Origin of the sequence: Paractinoplanes maris (assembly GCF_023544465.1) — a bacterium.
Classification (GTDB): Bacteria; Actinomycetota; Actinomycetes; order Mycobacteriales; family Micromonosporaceae; genus Actinoplanes; species Actinoplanes maris.
The window spans coordinates 285,650-303,106 of sequence record NZ_JALPVL010000008.1 but is presented as its reverse complement, the minus strand read 5'-3'; the positions used below and the strand labels follow the sequence as shown (position 1 = coordinate 303,106).

Here is a 17,457-nt window from a genome sequence, read left to right as displayed (position 1 = left end):
GGACCGAATGTCCCGCCAGCACGAGTAGCCGCTCATTCCTCACCCGCCGGCGCCGGTGTCGACACGCACCCGATCAGTGGTAGTCACGAAGCAAGTGTAAGGCAGGCCGTACCGCGCCAGATCCGGTTGAGCGGGCGGGACGGGCGGTCAGCGCTTGGTGCAGGCCGGGACTGAGCGGGCGATGTTGTTGGTGCCGTAGGCCACTGAGATGGTGAAGCAGTAGTTCAGCTGCTCGTTCAGGCCGTAGACGACGTAGTCGGCGCTGCCCGCGGGGAGCTGCTGGAACGGTTTCTGGGGCTGGCCGGCGCGACTGCCCGAGACCAGGATCGGGCCCTCGGAGTCCTTCGGGTAGGTCCACTGGAGGGTGACGCTGTCGCGGTTGTCGCGCAGCTTGAGCGCGGTGGGGGCGCCGGGGTCGGCCGTCGGCGGGCGGGTCGTGGGGGTGGCCGGCGCCGCGGCGGAGGCGGACGCGGCCGGAGCGGAGGTGGCGGCCGGGGTGGGGGCGGCGGCCGGGCTCTCGTCGCCGTTGGCGTCGGGCAGGGTCAGGGCGACCACGGCCACGGCGGCGGCCACGCCGGCCACCAGGACGGCGGCCAGCAGGAACGGCTGGCGGCGACGGGTGGGTGCGGGCTCGGCGCGGACGGGTAGCCGGCTCTCGGTGTTGGGCGGCAGCGTGTAGGTGCTGGCGGGCGCGGAACCGATCGGCTGCGGACGGCCGTCGGGGCCGTAGTCGGGCGCGCGCCGGCCGGGCAGCGGCGGCGGGGTGTCGGCGCGGGCGTGGCGGCCGCCGGCCAGGTCGTCGGTGTCCTGATGCACGTCGGCCAGATAGAGCGGCTGCTGATAGACCGAGCCGTTGGGGTCGGTCGGCCGGTTGTCCGGGGGCGGCAGGGACGGGTCGTCGGCCGGGTCGGGGTCGGGCACCGTGGGGCGGCGTGGGAACGGCAGCGTGCGGACGCCGGGGGCACCCACCGTGGTCACGCCGGGGCCACCCGCTGTGGTCACGCCGGGGCCGCCCACTGTGGTCACGCCGGGGGCGCCCGCTGTGGTCACGCCGGGGCCGCCCACTGTGGTCACGCCGGGGGCGCCCGCTGTGGTCACGCCGGGGCCGCCCGCTGTGGTCGTGCCGGGGCCCTCGGACTGCTCGACCCGGCCGCAGACGTGGTTGCCCGAGGGCCCGGCCGTGGCGAGCGCGGTGACTTGGCGTACGAGAGGGTGGTCGTCGGGCAGATAGCGGGCGCACAGCTGCTGGGCCTGGGCCAGGTGCTCGCGGGATTCGGCGTCCCGCCCGCACTCGCGCTCCATCGCGCCCAGCCGGGCCAGCATCTTTATACCGGGGGCGGACGCCTCACCGTGGAGCCGGGTGTGCCGGCGCCAGGCGGCTCCGAGCCGGGAGCGGGCGGCGGTGCAGTGACCGGCTGAGTGTTCGGCGGTGGCCAGGTCGGCCTCGGCCGCGAGCACGCGCGGCGACTCCGGGCCCTCGAGCTCGGTGAGGTCGCCGACCAGCTGGCGGTAGACCTGGGCGGCCCGGGCGAACTGTCCGACCCGCTGGAGCACCGCGGCGTGGGTGGCCGCCGCGCCGACCGTGTGGTCGTGGCGGGGGCCGTGCAGACGCTCCTCGGCCGCATGCGCATACTCGGCCCAGAACCGGGCGCCGTGGGCGTCGCCCAGCGCGATCAGGATGCGGGCGTGCAGCGCGGCCGCCAGGGCCAGGTCGGGGGTGGCCCGGCGCGGGTCGGCGGCGTCGGCCGGATCGAGCACCTGGGCCAGCACGCGGCGCGCACCAGCGAGGTCGCCGGCAGACGTGAGAGTCTGGGCGCGCGCGGTGAGTTCGGCGAGCTGGGGAGGGGCCACGTATCCCATAGTGCTCATGTGACCACTGTAGGTACAAGTGCAATGTTGCGAAGTCCTCGCTGACCAGACACTGGAGAGCCCGCACATGTCCCCTTCGGCAATTGCCACAGTCAAGCGGGAGCTGCTGGTCCGCTACCTCGAGGCCTGGGCGCCGGCCGCTCTGCACCGGGCCCGGCGGGTGATCTACGCGCACGGCTACGCCGACGCGGACGACGGGGCGGCGGCCGAGGCGGCGATGCGGGTGCTGGCGGAGCAGGCCGATCTCGTACGGGGCCGGGAGCTCGCCATGGTGGCGGCGGGCCACGACCTGACGGCGCTCGACGCCCGGCTCCAGGCGATCCAGGTCGCATCGGGAGCGGGCACCGGACTGTCGGTGCACACGATCTCGGGCGGGACGGACGGGCTGCTGCCGGTCGGCCTCAAGGCGATCGGGGCTCAACGCGTACCCCTGCTGGGGTTTGTGGACGCGGCCGGCGAGACCGCACTGCCGGCTCCGGCGACCGTGGCCGCCCTGACCGCGGGCAAGCCGGCCGAGATGATCCTGGTGCTGCCGCCCGGGGCGTCGGCCGAGCCCTATCGCGGTGGCTGGCCGTTGTTCACCCAGGTCGAGCTGGCGGTCTCCGAGGAGCCCGGTGAGCTGCTGGTCTTCGGCACGACGGCCGGCAAGAGCCTCGAAGGGTTCAAGGAGGCGCTGTGGTCGGTCGACGAGTTCGCCGGGGTGCGGTATCGGGACCCGGGCGACCCTGACCGGCACCTCATCGACATCTCGCTCACGCCGCACCCGGGGCCGCTACGCCGGGAACTGCTGGCTCACCTGGGTGAGGCCGGCGAGGCCACGGTGACCGCGTTGCGGACCTTCGCCCTGACCGAGACGGTCTATCGCTCGGCGGATGCCACGCGGGTGCTGCACGCGCTGGTCGACGCGGGGACGGTGACCCGCCGGCCGCCCACGGGGCGGCTCGGCGGGGACGTCGTCATCGCTGTCCAGTAGCTGCCGGCGGCCGCTCGCCGCCGGCGGCTGCCGACGGTCAGGAGCGGCTCTTGTCCTGCTTCCAGGAGAACGGGCCGGGCAGGTCGTAGCGGTGCGAGCGGCTGCGCGAGTTCCAGGACCAGCGGCCGATCTTGATGCTCCACGAGGAGAAACCGTTCTCGGTGAAGTTCAGGATCAGCGGGCCGAACTTCTTACGCTTACGGAAGACGAGAGCCATCGGTACGTCCCTCCCAAGGTGCGTCGGATGGGAGATCAATTCCCGATTGGACAAATTGGCAAACGTCAGCGCGGCTGCCAGGCATCGGGGCGGGTGGTCAGTTTGCGGACGTGCGCCGGCATGCGCCCACTGATGAGCTCGGCCAGATTGACCTCGTCGACCACTTCCCGTACGGCGGCGCGCACGGCGACCCACAGGTTGGGCAGATTTTCCGCCGCGCCGGTGTAACGAGTCTCCTCAGGACGCAGGCCCCGCACGCCGGCCAGCGGACCGTCGACCGCGCGCAGGATCTGACCGATCGTCACGTCACGCGGGGATTGTGACAATGTGTAGCCACCCTCGGCGCCGCGCTGCGCCCGCACCACTCCCGCGCGGCGCAGATCGGCCAGCACCGCCTCGAGGAACTTGCGGGGCATTTCCTGGTCTTGGGCGATGGCTTGGGCGGACATCAATGCCGGGTAGGCCCTCGCCAGGCTGAGAGCGGCCCGGACCGCATAGTCGCCGCGCGCGGAGATCTGCACTCATTCATCATGCCCTCTCGGCGCCACCGAGTCGCACATACCCCACGGTTTTGTGGGAATTACGCTCAGTCAGACGATCGTCGCTGGGCGGGGATGGCGGCGTGCGGCTCGTCCGAGGTCTCGGCCCGGAACTGACCGGGGCTCATCCCGACCTCGCGGTGGAAGAAGCGACCGAAGTTGGTCGGCTCGGGGAAGCCCAGGTGGCGGCCCACCTCGGCCACCGAGAGCGGTGTGCAGGCGAGCAGCCGGCGCGCCTCCAGCGAGACCCGGTCGTCGACCACCTGCTTGGCGGTGCGCCCGGTGACCGACAGGCAGGCCCGGGTCAGCGTCCGCACCGAGCAGCCCAGCTCCTCGGCGTAGTCCTCGACCCGGCGGCTGTGCGGGTGCCCGGCCTCGAGCAGCCCGCGGAACCGGGTGTAGGTGCGGCTCTCGGGCCCCGACGCATCGGCCGAGGCCATCAGCGCGACCCGCAGGAGCAGGACGCGCAGCTGATGGCGCAGCAGCTCAGCGGCGATCGGACCGGGCGGGTGCCGCTCACAGTCCACGGCGAGCTGGGCGAACTCGTTGATCACCGCGTCCTCGTCCTCGCCGCGCAGCTGCCAGCGGCTGTGCAGGTGCTCCTCGTCGCCGGCCAGCCGGGGGTCGAAGGTGACCACCGACGCGATCAGCCCGTTGCGGCCGACACGCAGGGCCTGGCCCGGACGGATCCAGAGCAGGGTGCCGGGCCGGCACGAGTGCCCGAAGAAGTCGACCTCGACGGTGCCGTGACCGGCCGTGGCCAGCAGCAGGACGTGATAGGGAAGCCGGCTCGGCGGCTGGGCGGAGGTAGCGTCCAGAGCGCAGGTGCCGACGCCCGCCCACCCGGGCGGACGGAACGTGGTCGCGGTGTCGAGCCGCAGAGCTGCAGTGGACATCGGGCCGACGGTAACTGGCCCTGACCAGCGATGCACCCGTTGAAACACAGCTTGAGCGAATGGGCATCGCGGACCGTGATTTCTAGGGTCTAATGTCCGGTTATGAGCTTTAAGTTCCGTACACGGAAAAGCGACCCGAGCGGACCGGCAGAGTCCGCGCGAGTCGCCCCCATCGCATTCCGTGCGTTATCGGCCGGCCAGCAACCGATTGACCGCCGCGTCGACGTCCAGGTGCTCCGATTCCCGGCCGCGCGGCACCACCACATAGGTGCGACGGAGGAATCGGACAAGGACGCTGCGAGGCACCTCAAACAACGCATTGCCGTCAGGTGATGACAAAGCGAGAGCAACGAAGTCCCCCCGCGGCGTGGCCCACGGCCACACCCGGACGTCTCCGATGCCCGCGGGCTCATCGAGCCCGGTCACGAGCAGTTCCCGCGCAAAGGACCAGCTCACGGCTTCCCCACCGGCTGATTCTGCGTGGAACAACACGTGGACCGCATAAGGGTCGGCTGGGTCGTAACGCAGGCTGGCACGCACGGGCAGTGCCGTGGCATCAGGCGCTACGAGCCGCAGTGAGGTCTCGACCTCGACGGTCGTTGGACGAATGGTACTCATGGACGAACTCCCCCCGGCACCGCGCGAGGCTGGTGAACCCCGCGTTTCCCATACTCAGGTGATCCCTGTCGTTACGCTCCGCCATACGCTGATCTCACCCAGTAGTGGGAAGACGGTTCCGAAAACCCATTCGCACAAGACGTAAAGCGTTATCTTGTCCTGTTCTGCCCAAGTACTCGGTTCCGCCCGGCGTCGGGTGGTCCAGCAGTTGACTTACTCCGGTAACGTCCATTCCTCCCGGGTAGTGACGGGGCTCCGGGACACTGGGGGATGAAATGACTGCGAAACCCGACCACGAACAAGCCCGACCGGGTGTGCTGGACAAGATCCGGGCCAACCCGACGGGCCGGCTCGCCCTGAAGATCTCGATCGCCACGCTCGGCGCCATCGTTGTCGCCATCGGCATCGTGCTGATCCCGTTCCCCGGCCCCGGCTGGGCCATCGTCATCGCCGGCCTGGCGATCTGGGCCGTCGAGTTCGCCTGGGCGAGACACCTGCTCGAGTTCACCAAGAAGCACGTACTGGCCTGGACCCACTGGATCGCCCGGCAGTCGTGGCCCGTCAAGGCGCTCGTCGGCCTGGTCTGCTTCGTCTTCGTGAGCGCGATCGTCTACTTCTCGGTCAAGCTCAGCTTCGGCGTCGACCTGATCCAGGAGACGGAGGACTACCTGAACTGACCCCTGCTCGCCCCACAGCGACGCGGTCTAGTACAGTCTGTCTTCGTTGAGGGCGATTAGCTCAGCGGGAGAGCGCTCCGTTCACACCGGAGAGGTCACTGGTTCGATCCCAGTATCGCCCACGAGTCGGGGGCGGCAGTGTGTCTGCGGGGTGCGCAGACCGGGCCGCCTCGTTCCTTCCGCGCGACTTCGTCGCGCGAGGCGGGGGCTACGCCACCCGCACCCCCTCTGCCGCTCACTCACCGGTCGTGGCGGGGCGGATACCGCGACTTCGTCGCGCGAGCCAACCACCGCGACTACGTCGCGCGAGCGGGGTTCGCCAACTGCACCTCACTGCGGCACGCCAACTAGGGTGTCGGGGGCTGCGCCCGTACCAGCACGACTACGTCGCGCGGGCACGGGTTCGCCACCACCGCGACTCAGTTCAGGCGTCTTTTTTGGGTTCCAGCTGGGGTTGGGGCTTTTCGGGGTGGTCGGTGGCGACCTTGTTGATCATTGACTTGGCTCGGCCGAAAGCGCTCAGGCCGAAGCGGGTGGCAGCGCCTACGCTGTCGGCACCTGCTTCCAGGACCTTGTCGCGCACTTCGGAGCCGGTGTTCAGGGCCTTGTCGCGTACTTCGGAACCGGTGTTCAGGGCCTTGTCTCGTACTTCGGAACCTGTGGTCAGGGCCTTGTCTCGTACTTCGGTGGCGGCGTCGAGCCAGCGGCGGGCGTTGTGGGACTGGTGGTCGCGGTCCAGGCCGAGGCGGGTGTTGAAGGTGGTTACGGCGGTTCCGACGTGGTTGGTGGAGTGCACTACGGCTCGGGACGAAGTCGGGTTGAGGAGGACCTTGGCGTTGGCGGTGGCGGCGGCCGCGTCCAGGCGGGTCAGCAGGCGCTCGGTAGTGCCGGCGATGATGTCGATGCGGTTCCGCCGGGCGATGCGAATGCCGATGCGGTGCTCTTCCAGCTCCTCGGGGGAGGCGTTCAGCACCCGGTCGAGTTCGAGGACCGATACCGCGTCCTGCAGCTGGAAGCACCGGGCCAGGACGGCCAGCCACTCCTGAACCTTTCCCTCGGCCTCCCTGGTCGCCCGGGCCAGGTCACCGACCTTGGTGGTCTCCAGGGCCTCGGCGATGGCGTCGAGCTGCCGCACCGCGTACACCTGGGTGCGGGCCAGCGGCACCGGGGTGGCCTGCACCTTCGACCAGGTGATCTCGGAGACCCGGCCCACCCGGTCGCGGATCTCGAGGGCCTCGTCGACGACCAGCTCGACCCCGATCATGTCGGCCACCACGGCGTCGGTCTGGGCGCGGAGCACGGCGTCGACCTTCGCGTCGATCACGGCGAGATACTCGGTGATCTCGTCCATGCTCTGTTTCATCGCGAGCTGCGCCATGAGCCCGGCCGCGCCGGTCAGGATGGCCGGGTTGGTCAGCAGCGCGGTGGGGTGGCCCCGGACGATCTCGAGCAGGCCGGTGATCTTGCCGTGGTCGGTCAGAACGGCCCGGCTGACGCCGTTCTCCGAGCCCTTCATCAGGTCGTACTTCTTCAGGGCCTCGGCTGATCGGCCGGTCAGCTGGACCCAGCGACCGGAGTGCTCGGCGACCCCGGCGCCCGCCTTGGACAGGAGGGATCCGGCGAAAAGGGCGGTGTCGAGCCGTTGCAGGCCGAGGTCCTTCGACGGCAGCCCCTCGGTGGTGAGGAAACGTTCGACAGCCGCCGGGTGCCCGATGACCGCCAGGCCATCGCCGTCACTGATCAGCTCGATCTCGTTGTCCACCGTCTGCTCCTCGAGGTGCGGGCACGAACCGGCCCCACGCTACGGCGGCGTGCTCGGTGCCCACCATGGTCCGCTCGTCCAAGATGATCTAGGGATCGGACGATCTCGTACGCCGGATCGGCCTGCCCCCGGGAGCCGGGGACAGGCCGACGGGTCGGTGGTGGTCAGTTCCGGTAGGCGAACCAGACCAGGGCCATGCGGATGCTCTGGCCGAGGGTGAAGCGGTCGAGGCACGGGTCGTCGCCGTAGCTCATGAAGTTGTGCACCGGGTCGCGGCCCGGGGCCGGGCAGGTGTCGTCGGACTCGTTGCATTCGAAGATGTTGTCGCCGTCGGCCTGGTAGGGCGTGTCGAAGACGGCGTCACCGGGAGCCGTGCAGCCGTTCTCGAAGGTGTGGTAGAGCCCGAGCCAGTGGCCGGCCTCGTGGGTCAGCGTGTCGCCCTCGTTGTACGGCGCGGCGGCACCGCCGGGCAGGCTGTCGTTGAGGATCACGACACCGTCCTGGATCAGCGTGGCCTCGTTCGGGAAGTACGCGTAGCCGAGGAGACCGTCGGAGAGCCCGGCGATGTAGATGTTGAGGTCGTCGTAGCCACCCCGGTGCAGGGCCGCCTTGGCCTCCTGGTCGTCGGCCGGGTCGACGTCCGGGTTGGACCAGTCGAACCAGTCATCGTTCGCGGTGTAGTCGACCGACTTGGTCTTGAACCGGAAGATCGTCGGAGCGTCGTGGCGTGAGCTCCGGCCACCGTAGGCGGCGTTGAGCACGGCGATCTGGTCGGCGATCTGCTGCCGCGTCACGCCCCCGGTGCCGTCGGCGCGGGTGATGACGTGCACCCGGACGTCGATGGTGATCGGGCCCTTCGGCACCCGGGACGCCCAGTTCAGCCCCTTCGACCGCAGCTTGGCGGTCATCTGCTTCTCCGCCTGCACGGCCTGGCTCCGGGTCAGGTCGTTGGGGTCGGAGCCGCCCGGCCGGTGGTCCCGGGCGCGCTCACTGGACACCGAGGAGCAGGCCGCGACCGATTGCCCGGCCGGGATCGCCGCGGCGGCCACCCCGTTCATCGGGATCGTGACCAGCGCCGCCCCCAGGACGCCGATCGCGGCCATGCTGACTCGCCTTCGTTGCATGAGGTTCCTCCTCGTTCGCGTCGTGCGTAGCCGTCCTCGGAACGTCCCGCACAATCACGCTCACCGATACCAGCCGACCGGCCGGACGAGGATGGCCACCCGGCCGACCGGGGTCAGGCGGGAGCGTTGACCTGGCCCATGGCGAAGGGGCGGGCGCCGGTCAGAAACGGCCGGGCGGGAGCCGGCTGAGCTGGCCGCGGGAGGTGATCTCGAGCTTGGCGAAGACCTTGCCCAGGTGGTATTGCACAGTCCGGGGACTGATGAAGAGCTGCGCGCCGATCTCGGGATTGGACAGACCGTCGCGGGCCAGGCGGGCGATCTGTCCCTCCTGCGGGGTGAGCTCGACGCGGGTCTCCACGGTGCGCCGGCGGGCGGTCGCACCGGTGGTGAGCAGCTCGCGGCGGGCGCGCTCGGCGAACGCCTCGGCCCCGGCCCGGTTGAACATCTCGTACGCGGTCCCCAGCTGCTCGCGGGCGTCGACGCGGCGGTTCTCGCGCCGCAGCCACTCGCCGTAGACCAGGTGGGCTCGGGCCCGGTGCAGGCTGATCCGGCTGCGACCGAGCCGCTCGATCGCCTCGGTGTACAGGGCCTCGGCGGCTTTGCCCTCGCTCAGCAGGGCACCCGACCAGGCCTGGACACCGAGCGCCCAGTCGGTGCCGGCCGCATTTGTTCGTTCCTCGAGCCGGCGCAGGGCTACTGCGGCCTCGTCGTACGCGCCGCTGCGGGCCGCCGCCTCGATCAGCTCGACCAGCGCGAACCCGGTGATGCCGAGGTCGTCGTACTCGACCGCCGATCGGGCGCCGGCCATCGCCGCCTCGTAGCGGCCGAGGCCGTTGTCGCGCACCGCGGACGTGTAGCCGTAGCCGCCGATCGCCCGTCCCTCGCGGCGCTCGAGCGCGTTCTGCAGATTCCACTCGATGTCCGGGCTGCCGGCATCGTCGACGCCCCGCCACGCGGCGAGCAGGATGGAGGAGTACCGGACCGGGGCGTTCCCGGTGGCCTCGGTGATCGCGTCGGCCTCCTCGGCCAGCGACGAGGCCGCCGCGAACTCTCCGGCGTGCAGGTGCACGACGGCGCGGTTGCCCAGCGCCAGCGGCAGCATGGTGAGCGCGCCGGCCTCGCGGACGAGCCGGACCGCCCGGGTGGCCAGCCCGTGCCAGGTCTCGTCGTCCCACAGGTCGCCGGCGACCAGCCAGGGCAACCAGAACCATCGGGTCACCTCGCCCGGGTCGTCCGCGGCGCCGCGTCCGAACACCTCGAGCGCGGCCCGCAGCGGCGCCACGCCGGCGACGTAGCCCCCGGTGTACCGGGTCGCCAGTCCTTCGAGGAGCAGGTCGATCGGCCGCGGTGGCGATCCGGCCGGGGGTGCCGTGCGTACGGCCTCGGCCACCTGACGCGGGCCGATCCGGTCGTTGAAGCGCCCGGCGAAGATGGCCGCCCCGAGCGCCTCCAGGTAGGCCTCGCGGGCCGTCCCGCTGTCCAGCGGCGCCAGCTCGGTGGCGGCCTCGAGCAGCAGGGGCGGAGCGTCGCTGCCCCGCCGGAGCGCGAAGGCGATCCGGGCCCGCAGATGGGTCAGCCGGGCCCGGTCGAGGTCGTCCAGCGGGCACAACGCGGCCAGCGCCAGGTGCTTCTTCGCCGCCTCCGGTGACCCCGACTCGAAGGTGGCCTGGGCGGCATTGAGGGCCCGCCGCCCCCGGCGGGCCGGATCGGGAGTGAGCTCGGCCGCGCGCTCGAGGAAGGCGGCCGCGGCGGCCAGCCCGCCCCGGTCGGCCGCGCGTCCGGCGGACAGCTCCAGCTCCGCGGCGATGCCCTCGTCGGGCACGGTCGTCGCGTACGCCCGGTGCCACGCCCGGCGGTCGGGGTCGACGCCCGGATCGGTGGCCTCGGCCAGCGCCCGGTGCACTCGCTCCCGTTCGGGCAGGGTGGCGGTCCGATAGATCGCCGAGCGCACCAGCGGATGGCGGAAACGCACCCGGCCGCGCAGATCGATCAGCCCGGCCGACTGTGCCGGGGCGGCGGCACCGGCGCCGAGCCCGAGCACGGCGGCCGCCCGCCAGAGCAGGGCCACGTCACCCACCGGCTCGGCCGCCGCCGTCAGCAGCAGTCGCCGGGTCTGCTCGGGAAGTGCGTCGAGCCGCCGCAGGAAACTCTGCTCGATCCGGTTGGCCAGCAGCGACACCTCGAGCACGCCGAAACCCCCGGCCAGCTCGGTCGGCGTCAACCCCCGGGGCAGCTCGAGCAGGGCCAGCGGGTTGCCGCGCGACTCGGCGATGATGCGGTCCCGGACGTGCTCGTCCAGGCGCCCGCGGAGGGCCGAGTCGAGCAGGGCCGAGGCGTCGCTGTCGGGCAGCCCGCCCAGCGCGAGCTCGGGCAGCCCGGTCAGCTCCGGAACGCTGCCCGGCTCCCGCACCGCGAAGACCAGGCCGGCCGATTCGGCGAGCAGGCGGCGGGCGACGAACGCGAGCGTCAACGCCGACGCCCGGTCCAGCCACTGGGCGTCGTCGACTATCCACAGATGCGGCTCGTCCTCGGCGGCCGCGGAGAGCAGGCCGAGCACCGCCAGTCCGACGATGAAACGATCGGGGGCCGGGGCCGAGCTCAGTCCGAAGGCCGCCGCGAGGGCATCCCGCTGGGGACCGGGCAGCCGATCACTCAGGTCGAGCAACGGCGCGCACAGCTGATGCAGGCCCGCGTAGGCGAGCTCCATCTCGTACTCGTGCCCGGCCGCCCGGGCGACCCGGCAGCCGGAGGCGTTGCGGGCCAGGTAGTCCAGCAGGACCGATTTGCCGACCCCGGCCTCGCCCCGCACGACCAGCACCTGGCTCCGGCTCGCCCGCACGCTGGTCAGCAATTGATCCAGAACCTGGCATTCGTCGCGCCGATCGCGCATGGCCGGGCTGATCGACATCGCCCCGGACGCTATAACCGCTGGCCAGGTCGCGTCAATCGGGACTGGCCACGCCGGCTGGCGTGTTGGCGGACTCGACCGGCCGGCCCCGGCGGCGATCCTCGACCACGAGAGGAGGTGCCGACCGTGGTGATCGATCAGAGCGTCCGTGCCCAACTGTTCACAGTCGCCTACCGCATTCTGGGTCGCAGCGCCGACGCTGAGGACGTCGTCCAGGATGTGTGGATCCGCTGGCACCGCACCGACCCGGCCGAGGTCCGGGACCCGATCGCGTTCCTCGTGACCGTCACCCGGCGGGTCGCGCTGAACACGGCCACCTCGGCTCACGCCCGTCGCGAGGTGAGCACCGGCCGCTGGGCACCGGAGTTCCGGCCGGCGGCCGACGACCCGGCGCGGGAGGCCGAGCGCGGCGAGTCCCTCGCGGCCGCCGTCCAGCTGCTGGTGGAACGGCTGACCCCGGCCGAGTGTGCCGCTTATCTGCTCCACGAGGCCTTCGGCTACCCGTTCCGCGAGATCGCCGGGGTGCTCGGGGTCAGTGAGGCGAGCGCGCGGCAACTGGCCAGCCGGGCCCGCCGGCACCTGACCGAGCCGCGACACCGTCCGGTCGACCCGGCGATGCGCGAGGAGCTGCTCACAGCCTTCCTCGAGGCGGCTCGGGCGGGCGCCATGGCCCGGCTGGTCGAGCTGCTGGCACGTGACCGAACTGACAGTGCCTCCGGCGGCCGCTCGGGGCAGGCTGGACGATGGGTTGTCGGGCGATCAGTGAGGTGAGCGGTATGGCGACGGAGAAGGCGATTCTGGCCGGGGGCTGTTTCTGGGGGATGCAGGACCTGATCCGGCGGCGGCCGGGGGTCGTTTCGACGCGGGTCGGTTACACCGGCGGCACCGTGGCCGACGCGACCTATTACCACCACGACGGGCACGCCGAGGCCATCGAGATCACGTTCGACCCGGCTCAGACGTCGTACCGGGATCTGCTGGAGTTCTTCTTCCAGATCCACGACCCGACGACGCTGAACCGGCAGGGTAACGACGTCGGCACCAGCTACCGCTCGGCGATCTTCTACGAGACCGACGAGCAGAAGCGGGTGGCCGAGGACACGATCGCCGACGTCGAGGCGTCGGGGCTGTGGCCGGGCAAGGTGGTCACCGAGGTGACCGCGGCCGGGCCGTTCTGGGAGGCCGAGCCGGAGCACCAGGATTACCTGGAGCGCATCCCGGACGGTTACACCTGCCACTTCCCGCGCCCCGACTGGAAGCTGCCGCGCCGCGCCGACGCTCAGGCGTGACAGACCGCTTCCAGGTTGATGCCGTGCGGGTCGAGCACGAAACCGCCGTAGTAGTCGTCGTGATATTCGGGATGGACGGCCGGCTCCAGCAGTGAGGTGGCGCCGGCCTTCAACGCGGCGTCATAGAAGGTGGCGACGTCCTCCCGGCGGTCGACGGTGAACGCCACGTGCATGTTGGTGCCCACGGTGCCGCCGTCGATGAGCCAGAAGTACGGCTTCACCCCGGCCAGCCCGAACCCGGTCATCGCGGTCGGCTGGTTCGGGGTCGCGTTCGGCGGGATCTGGAGCATCTTGGTGATCCCGATGGAGGCCAGCACCGGCTCGTAGAAGGCCACGGCGGCACCCAGGTCGGGTACGGCGATGTTCAGGTGGTCGATCCGGGAGCCCGCGCGGTCGATCGAAGAAGTCATGACCTCACCGTGCCCGCAATAGCGGCCACCAGGTGACCGCTGTCAGGCTCCGCGCTGCAACGGGATGTCGTCGGCCCGGGTGATCAGGGTGTCGCGGTGCTCGTCGTCGCCCCGGACCAGGGCCGCGATGTATTCGGAGGTCTCCGGCGAGATCGTGCTCAGGGTCGGGCCGGCCGGCTGCCGGGTGATGTAGCCCTGCACGTGACGGATGCGCTGCTCGTAGATCTCGCGCAGGGTCAGCGGCGACTCGTTGTCCACGCCCTCGACGATGACCACCCGCGGGGCGTGGCCGGCGTACCGGGCCGTGTCCATGACCAGCGACAACTCCTTGGCCGCGAGCGGGTGGTGCAGAATCGCCCGGTCGACCTTGATCTGGGTGAGCGGCAACTCGGCCATGCGCGACAGCGACGCGTACCCCTCGCCGAAGTCGTCGACCGCGAACGCCACCCCGACGTCGCGCGCGATCGCGGCCAGCCGGTTGTGGAAGTAGGCGTGCGGAGCCTCGGCCCACTGCTCGCCGCGGCGGGGCTCGATCGGGTCCTGCTCGGAGATCTCCAGCGTCACCGTCTCGGGGTCGATGCCCAGCTCGGCGATCATCGTGCGCAGGACCTCGACGTACGCGTCACTCAACAGTGACCGCACGGCGACGTTGACCGAGACCGGTTTGGGCTGAGCCCACGGCCCTTCGGCGTGGGCCTGGGCGTACGCGCGCAGGGCCATCCGCAGGATCACCTTGTCGCGCTCGACGACGAACCGGTCACCCCACACCTCGGCCAGGCGCAGCATGGCGACGGGGGCGCGCTGGTCGCTCGGCGAGCGCCGGGCCAGGGCCTCGTAACTGTGCACCCCCACCCGCCGGGCGGTCTTGCCGAGTGTCACGACCGGCTGGAAGACGACACAGTACGACTCCATGACCCGCCGGTAGAGCTCGAAACAGTGCTCGTAGAGCGGCACCGGCAGCCGGCCGAACGCGTCGCGCAGCGCGGTCAGCACCTCGACCTCGGCCTCGTCCGGGGAGGCGGCGAAATCCGTACGCCAGATGGTCTCGAGGATTTTGGCCAGCGGCTGGCCGAGCCCGAGCAGATCGGTGGCCGGGTCGACCAGGGCCAGCAGCAGGGAGCGGCCCTCGGCGTGACGCAGCGGCACGCAGAGCACCGTGCGGTGATCGTCGTGCACGGTGTGCCCGAACCAGTCGGCGCCGGCCGGGAAGCGCAGCAGCGGCCGGATCACGTCGAGGTCGAAGCGCTTGGACGAGTCGATCGTCTGGAAGCCGTTGGGGGTGTACTCGAGCAGCGCCGTGGAGTGGGCGTCGGTCGCGGCCCGCAGGTATTCGACACGCGAGGGCGCGGCCACACCGGCCTCGGCCCGGCTGCCGGCCGATCGCGGGGCGGCGTGGCGGGGCATCCGGGCGTGGTGGGTGAGCCGGCTGATCAGGTGCAGGATGTCGCCCGCGGCCGCGTCCATCGGATTGGCCAGCGGCAGCGACGCGGGCGTGCGGGGCTGACCGGCCGGCCCGGCGAGCACGATCCCGTCACCCCACGGCGGATTCACCACCTGGGGGGTCAACCCCTGTTCCCGTACGGCGAGAACGAGCGACCCGAACGTGACGCCCGGCCGCCGGCGGAGCGTGGCGAGGATGTGCGCGGTGAGGACGCCGTGCTGGATGACCGGGTCCTCCCGGCTCGCGGCGTCGGGCTGATAGGAGGTCAGCGCGCTGTAGCCGGCCTGTGGCGCGACGTGGGCATCACCGGCCGCGTCGACGAGCAGGACGGCCGGCCCGGCGAAGAACTCGAGCACATCCCGTTCGAGAAAAGCCATCCGAAGCCCCGAATCCGGATTTTCGGAAAGGGCCGATTCGTCGAGATCGGGGGTGACCAGATAGGTATCGGTACCCCGGCTCCACTCCGGAGTGACCGTGTGCCCGGCGAAATAGACAACCAGGACATCCGAGGTGTCGGACCGCATAACGGCTTGGCGCAGAGTCGCCTTGATCTCGGCCGCGGTGGCCTCCGCGCCGATCAACAGGCAGGTCTCGAAGCCTTCGAGCTCCAGCTGGTCACGCAGGGCCTCGGCGTCCCGCTCGGCGAAACGAAGGCGCGGGTGCGGGCCGGCGTCGTTGACGCCCACCATCACCGCCAAGCGCTGATTCGCCATCGAACGCCTCCGGTTTCGAGCACTCCCGCATTGGAGCGCTTCCGAGTGCGGCGTCCGCTGATGATAGCGACCAACCCGCCCCAATCAAATCGATCTCCCCTGAGGCAATGCCCACCCTCCCCGCCTCCCATGCGCGGCGGACCGTGGCCCGCTCGACGCCGGAGTTACCCTGCACCCGAAGGACGTCTCATCCGGCCACACGAAGACCGACGCAGCCTCACGGCAGAATTCACTCTGAGTAGTGCATCTCGGCTGCCCAATCAAGGACCCATCAAGGAAAATATGACAAGTCTTTCCAGCTCAAAGCATTACTACGGCGAAATCTGAGGTAGCAACACAGTTACTCATCAAGGAAAAAATCACTCTGAGCAACCTGACGCGAACTAGGAGAGTCGAGTGCACTCCTCGCGTCAAGCCCCACCCGACTCAGGCCGGCAGGCTGCCGTCCGGGGCAGCCCACCAAGGTACGTACTCACGCAGCTTGACTGGCGCTTGCGGGTCACGCAGGCCGATCAACTCTCCGTCAATCGCTTCTTTGATCAACCGTGAGGCCCTGGCGCTGTTATGTGCCTCGATGCCGAACCGTGCACGCACTGAGGTATTCGTCATCCGCTGGGCGCTTACGTAGCGCAGGCACGCGTGTAGATAGACGGCCCGGACCCGGTCGGCACGATCCATGTCGCGTAAATCCCGGTGGCTGTAGAGGGTGACCCGCGTGTGTTCCTGAGTCACCTCGACCAGCGGGGCCGGAAGCTGGTGGAACTCGATCTCGAAAGCCACCTTGTCCCATCCGCTGCCGCGCTCCTCGCAGAGACCGCCCCGCCGCATGGCCCTCCCCATACGCTCGTTTCGGCTCACCGGGGGACTGTCGACGAACCGCAGCGGATCCACCAGCGGTCGTCCCGGATTCGTAATCTCCATCCGGTCGTCGAAGATCTCCACGGTCGGCCCACTGCCGGAGACGAGAAAGTCCTGATGGAGCAGAGCGTTCGCCACCAGCTCGCGGACGGCGAGCTCTGGATAGAGCTTGACGGTCTGACGCAGCGCCTGTCCGATTACCTCGTTCGAGGGAATCAGCTCATCGATGTAACGGACCAGGCCGGCGAACCCGGCGGCGTAGCCGTGCACACCCTCCTGCTCTTTGATCGTCTCGACGCGACTGCTTCAGCGGTATTGGACCACCCGCACGGACTTGCGGCGCAACGCTGAGAAAGCAGCGATGTCGTGCGCGAAAAGCATGGCCCCGAGGTTCGTCACCGCCCAGCTGCCGCAGTCGTCCGCCACCGCCATACCCTCGTGTGTGACCGCATCCAGGATTCCGGACCGGCTCTCAGGCAGGGGCGCCTTCATGATCCGGAAGTAGGACGGATAGTCGAGCAACTGCAGCACCTCGGAGGGGCTCAAGTGGTCGGCCGCGATGCCGCCCTCGAACGTGCCGTGCACGAACGACTTCCAGAGCCGCCGTTCCACGTCGGGATGCGTGTTGAGCTTCTTCTTGTAGGAGCCGATCCGGATGAAGGCTTCGCCCTTGAACGTCACCGGCTGCTGCACCGCCCGGTCGATCTCCAGGACGACCAGTGGCTTGTCGCCGACGGCAACGCTGTGGAAACTAAAGTGGATCTGCGGGCTCAGGTGTCGCAGCAGCCAGTTCTCCAGATTCTCGTTACCGACTTTATGCCGCAACGGCTCGAAATCCGTCCCGACCGGGGCTCGGGTGCCATCCTCGATTCCCCACAGGAGATATCCGCGATCATGGTCGGCCAAGGCAGCGCCGTTGGCCAGCGCGGAGATGTAGCTCCCGATCTCCGCAGGCTCACAGTGGCCCACCTTGTCTTCCAGCCACTCCGTCTCGACCGGCAGCCTCAGTAGCTCTCGCACAAGGCGAACGAGCTGCTCGGGCGGCCGCGCGGGACTCATCGACGACCCTCGGCGTCTTCGACGGATGACTCAAAGATCAAATCTGCGGGCACGCGGCATTGTTACACGACTAGCTTACGTATGACCACTCCCAGGCCAGCCGG

At 70.1% G+C, this 17,457-nt stretch carries 16 protein-coding genes and 1 tRNA gene; 5 read left to right on the top strand and 12 right to left on the bottom strand.

Features of this window, described 5'->3' with window-relative positions; all coding sequences use genetic code 11:
- Positions 1-147: 147 nt before the first annotated feature.
- Positions 148-1,869: a fibronectin type III domain-containing protein gene (locus NAG42_RS24330; RefSeq protein ID WP_250033289.1), complete on the bottom strand. Its 1,722-nt coding sequence runs from the start codon at positions 1,867-1,869 to the stop codon at positions 148-150.
- 67 nt (positions 1,870-1,936) lie between these two features.
- Here NAG42_RS24330 and NAG42_RS24325 point away from each other — a divergent pair, with 67 nt between their 5' ends.
- Positions 1,937-2,842 carry a hypothetical protein gene (locus NAG42_RS24325; RefSeq protein ID WP_250033288.1) on the top strand — a complete coding sequence of 302 codons (906 nt, stop codon included), beginning with the start codon at positions 1,937-1,939 and terminating at the stop codon, positions 2,840-2,842.
- A gap of 37 nt (positions 2,843-2,879) precedes the next feature.
- Here the strand turns inward: NAG42_RS24325 and NAG42_RS24320 are convergent, their stop codons facing one another.
- From NAG42_RS24320 to NAG42_RS24305, 4 genes are all read right to left on the bottom strand, one after another.
- Positions 2,880-3,059, bottom strand: a complete 180-nt coding sequence (locus NAG42_RS24320) for a DUF4236 domain-containing protein (RefSeq protein ID WP_250033287.1) — start codon at positions 3,057-3,059, stop codon at positions 2,880-2,882.
- Positions 3,060-3,124: 65 nt separating this feature from the next.
- Complete coding sequence (locus NAG42_RS24315; RefSeq protein ID WP_184956002.1) at positions 3,125-3,580, bottom strand: RrF2 family transcriptional regulator; 456 nt, start codon at positions 3,578-3,580, stop codon at positions 3,125-3,127.
- Positions 3,581-3,645: 65 nt separating this feature from the next.
- Positions 3,646-4,494 (bottom strand): helix-turn-helix domain-containing protein, encoded by an 849-nt coding sequence (locus NAG42_RS24310; protein WP_250033286.1) that lies wholly within the window; start codon positions 4,492-4,494, stop codon positions 3,646-3,648.
- Between the two features lie 186 nt (positions 4,495-4,680).
- Positions 4,681-5,112: an SsgA family sporulation/cell division regulator gene (locus tag NAG42_RS24305; RefSeq protein WP_020514863.1), complete on the bottom strand. Its 432-nt coding sequence runs from the start codon at positions 5,110-5,112 to the stop codon at positions 4,681-4,683.
- 275 nt (positions 5,113-5,387) lie between these two features.
- Between NAG42_RS24305 and NAG42_RS24300 the strand changes: the two genes are divergently transcribed.
- Both NAG42_RS24300 and NAG42_RS24295 read left to right on the top strand, forming a co-directional pair.
- Complete coding sequence (locus NAG42_RS24300) at positions 5,388-5,789, top strand: TIGR02611 family protein (RefSeq protein WP_250033285.1); 402 nt, start codon at positions 5,388-5,390, stop codon at positions 5,787-5,789.
- A 50-nt stretch (positions 5,790-5,839) separates the two neighbouring features.
- A tRNA-Val gene (locus NAG42_RS24295) sits at positions 5,840-5,911 on the top strand.
- Positions 5,912-6,213: 302 nt separating this feature from the next.
- Here the strand turns inward: NAG42_RS24295 and NAG42_RS24290 are convergent.
- From NAG42_RS24290 to NAG42_RS24280, 3 genes are all read right to left on the bottom strand, one after another.
- Positions 6,214-7,551: a hypothetical protein gene (locus NAG42_RS24290; RefSeq protein ID WP_250033284.1), complete on the bottom strand. Its 1,338-nt coding sequence runs from the start codon at positions 7,549-7,551 to the stop codon at positions 6,214-6,216.
- Between the two features lie 164 nt (positions 7,552-7,715).
- Positions 7,716-8,675, bottom strand: coding sequence for a zinc metalloprotease (locus NAG42_RS24285; RefSeq protein ID WP_250033283.1), 960 nt, complete (start codon positions 8,673-8,675; stop codon positions 7,716-7,718).
- A 160-nt stretch (positions 8,676-8,835) separates the two neighbouring features.
- Entirely contained in the window at positions 8,836-11,583 is a 2,748-nt protein-coding gene (locus NAG42_RS24280) for a helix-turn-helix transcriptional regulator (protein WP_250033282.1), read from the bottom strand.
- A 126-nt stretch (positions 11,584-11,709) separates the two neighbouring features.
- On the opposite strand from NAG42_RS24280, the gene NAG42_RS24275 reads away from it, so the two are divergent.
- The gene (locus NAG42_RS24275) at positions 11,710-12,354 is read left to right on the top strand and encodes a sigma-70 family RNA polymerase sigma factor (protein ID WP_250033281.1); all 645 of its coding nucleotides are present in this window, start codon (positions 11,710-11,712) and stop codon (positions 12,352-12,354) included.
- A 5-nt stretch (positions 12,355-12,359) separates the two neighbouring features.
- Positions 12,360-12,872, top strand: a complete 513-nt coding sequence (msrA, locus tag NAG42_RS24270; RefSeq protein WP_250033280.1) for a peptide-methionine (S)-S-oxide reductase MsrA — start codon at positions 12,360-12,362, stop codon at positions 12,870-12,872.
- Here msrA and NAG42_RS24265 read toward each other — a convergent pair.
- The 4 genes from NAG42_RS24265 to NAG42_RS24250 form a co-directional block, all read right to left on the bottom strand.
- Complete coding sequence (locus NAG42_RS24265) at positions 12,863-13,282, bottom strand: VOC family protein (RefSeq protein ID WP_250033279.1); 420 nt, start codon at positions 13,280-13,282, stop codon at positions 12,863-12,865. The genes msrA and NAG42_RS24265 overlap by 10 nt on opposite strands.
- A gap of 42 nt (positions 13,283-13,324) precedes the next feature.
- Positions 13,325-15,436: an EAL domain-containing protein gene (locus tag NAG42_RS24260; RefSeq protein WP_250033278.1), complete on the bottom strand. Its 2,112-nt coding sequence runs from the start codon at positions 15,434-15,436 to the stop codon at positions 13,325-13,327.
- Between the two features lie 426 nt (positions 15,437-15,862).
- On the bottom strand, positions 15,863-16,564 hold the full coding sequence (locus NAG42_RS24255; RefSeq protein ID WP_250033277.1) for an ATP-binding protein: 702 nt from the start codon (positions 16,562-16,564) through the stop codon (positions 15,863-15,865).
- Between the two features lie 36 nt (positions 16,565-16,600).
- Positions 16,601-17,353, bottom strand: coding sequence for an AlbA family DNA-binding domain-containing protein (locus tag NAG42_RS24250; protein ID WP_250033276.1), 753 nt, complete (start codon positions 17,351-17,353; stop codon positions 16,601-16,603).
- Between the last annotated feature and the right edge of the window lie 104 nt (positions 17,354-17,457).

Coding starts and splice junctions, on each gene's coding strand:
- NAG42_RS24330 (WP_250033289.1), bottom strand. CDS start 1,869: ATGAGCACTATGGGATACGTGGCCCCTCCCCAGCTCGCCGAACTCACC.
- NAG42_RS24325 (WP_250033288.1), top strand. CDS start 1,937: ATGTCCCCTTCGGCAATTGCCACAGTCAAGCGGGAGCTGCTGGTCCGC.
- NAG42_RS24320 (WP_250033287.1), bottom strand. CDS start 3,059: ATGGCTCTCGTCTTCCGTAAGCGTAAGAAGTTCGGCCCGCTGATCCTG.
- NAG42_RS24310 (WP_250033286.1), bottom strand. CDS start 4,494: ATGTCCACTGCAGCTCTGCGGCTCGACACCGCGACCACGTTCCGTCCG.
- NAG42_RS24305 (WP_020514863.1), bottom strand. CDS start 5,112: ATGAGTACCATTCGTCCAACGACCGTCGAGGTCGAGACCTCACTGCGG.
- NAG42_RS24300 (WP_250033285.1), top strand. CDS start 5,388: ATGACTGCGAAACCCGACCACGAACAAGCCCGACCGGGTGTGCTGGAC.
- NAG42_RS24285 (WP_250033283.1), bottom strand. CDS start 8,675: ATGCAACGAAGGCGAGTCAGCATGGCCGCGATCGGCGTCCTGGGGGCG.
- NAG42_RS24280 (WP_250033282.1), bottom strand. CDS start 11,583: ATGTCGATCAGCCCGGCCATGCGCGATCGGCGCGACGAATGCCAGGTT.
- msrA (WP_250033280.1), top strand. CDS start 12,360: ATGGCGACGGAGAAGGCGATTCTGGCCGGGGGCTGTTTCTGGGGGATG.
- NAG42_RS24265 (WP_250033279.1), bottom strand. CDS start 13,282: ATGACTTCTTCGATCGACCGCGCGGGCTCCCGGATCGACCACCTGAAC.
- NAG42_RS24260 (WP_250033278.1), bottom strand. CDS start 15,436: ATGGCGAATCAGCGCTTGGCGGTGATGGTGGGCGTCAACGACGCCGGC.
- NAG42_RS24250 (WP_250033276.1), bottom strand. CDS start 17,353: ATGAGTCCCGCGCGGCCGCCCGAGCAGCTCGTTCGCCTTGTGCGAGAG.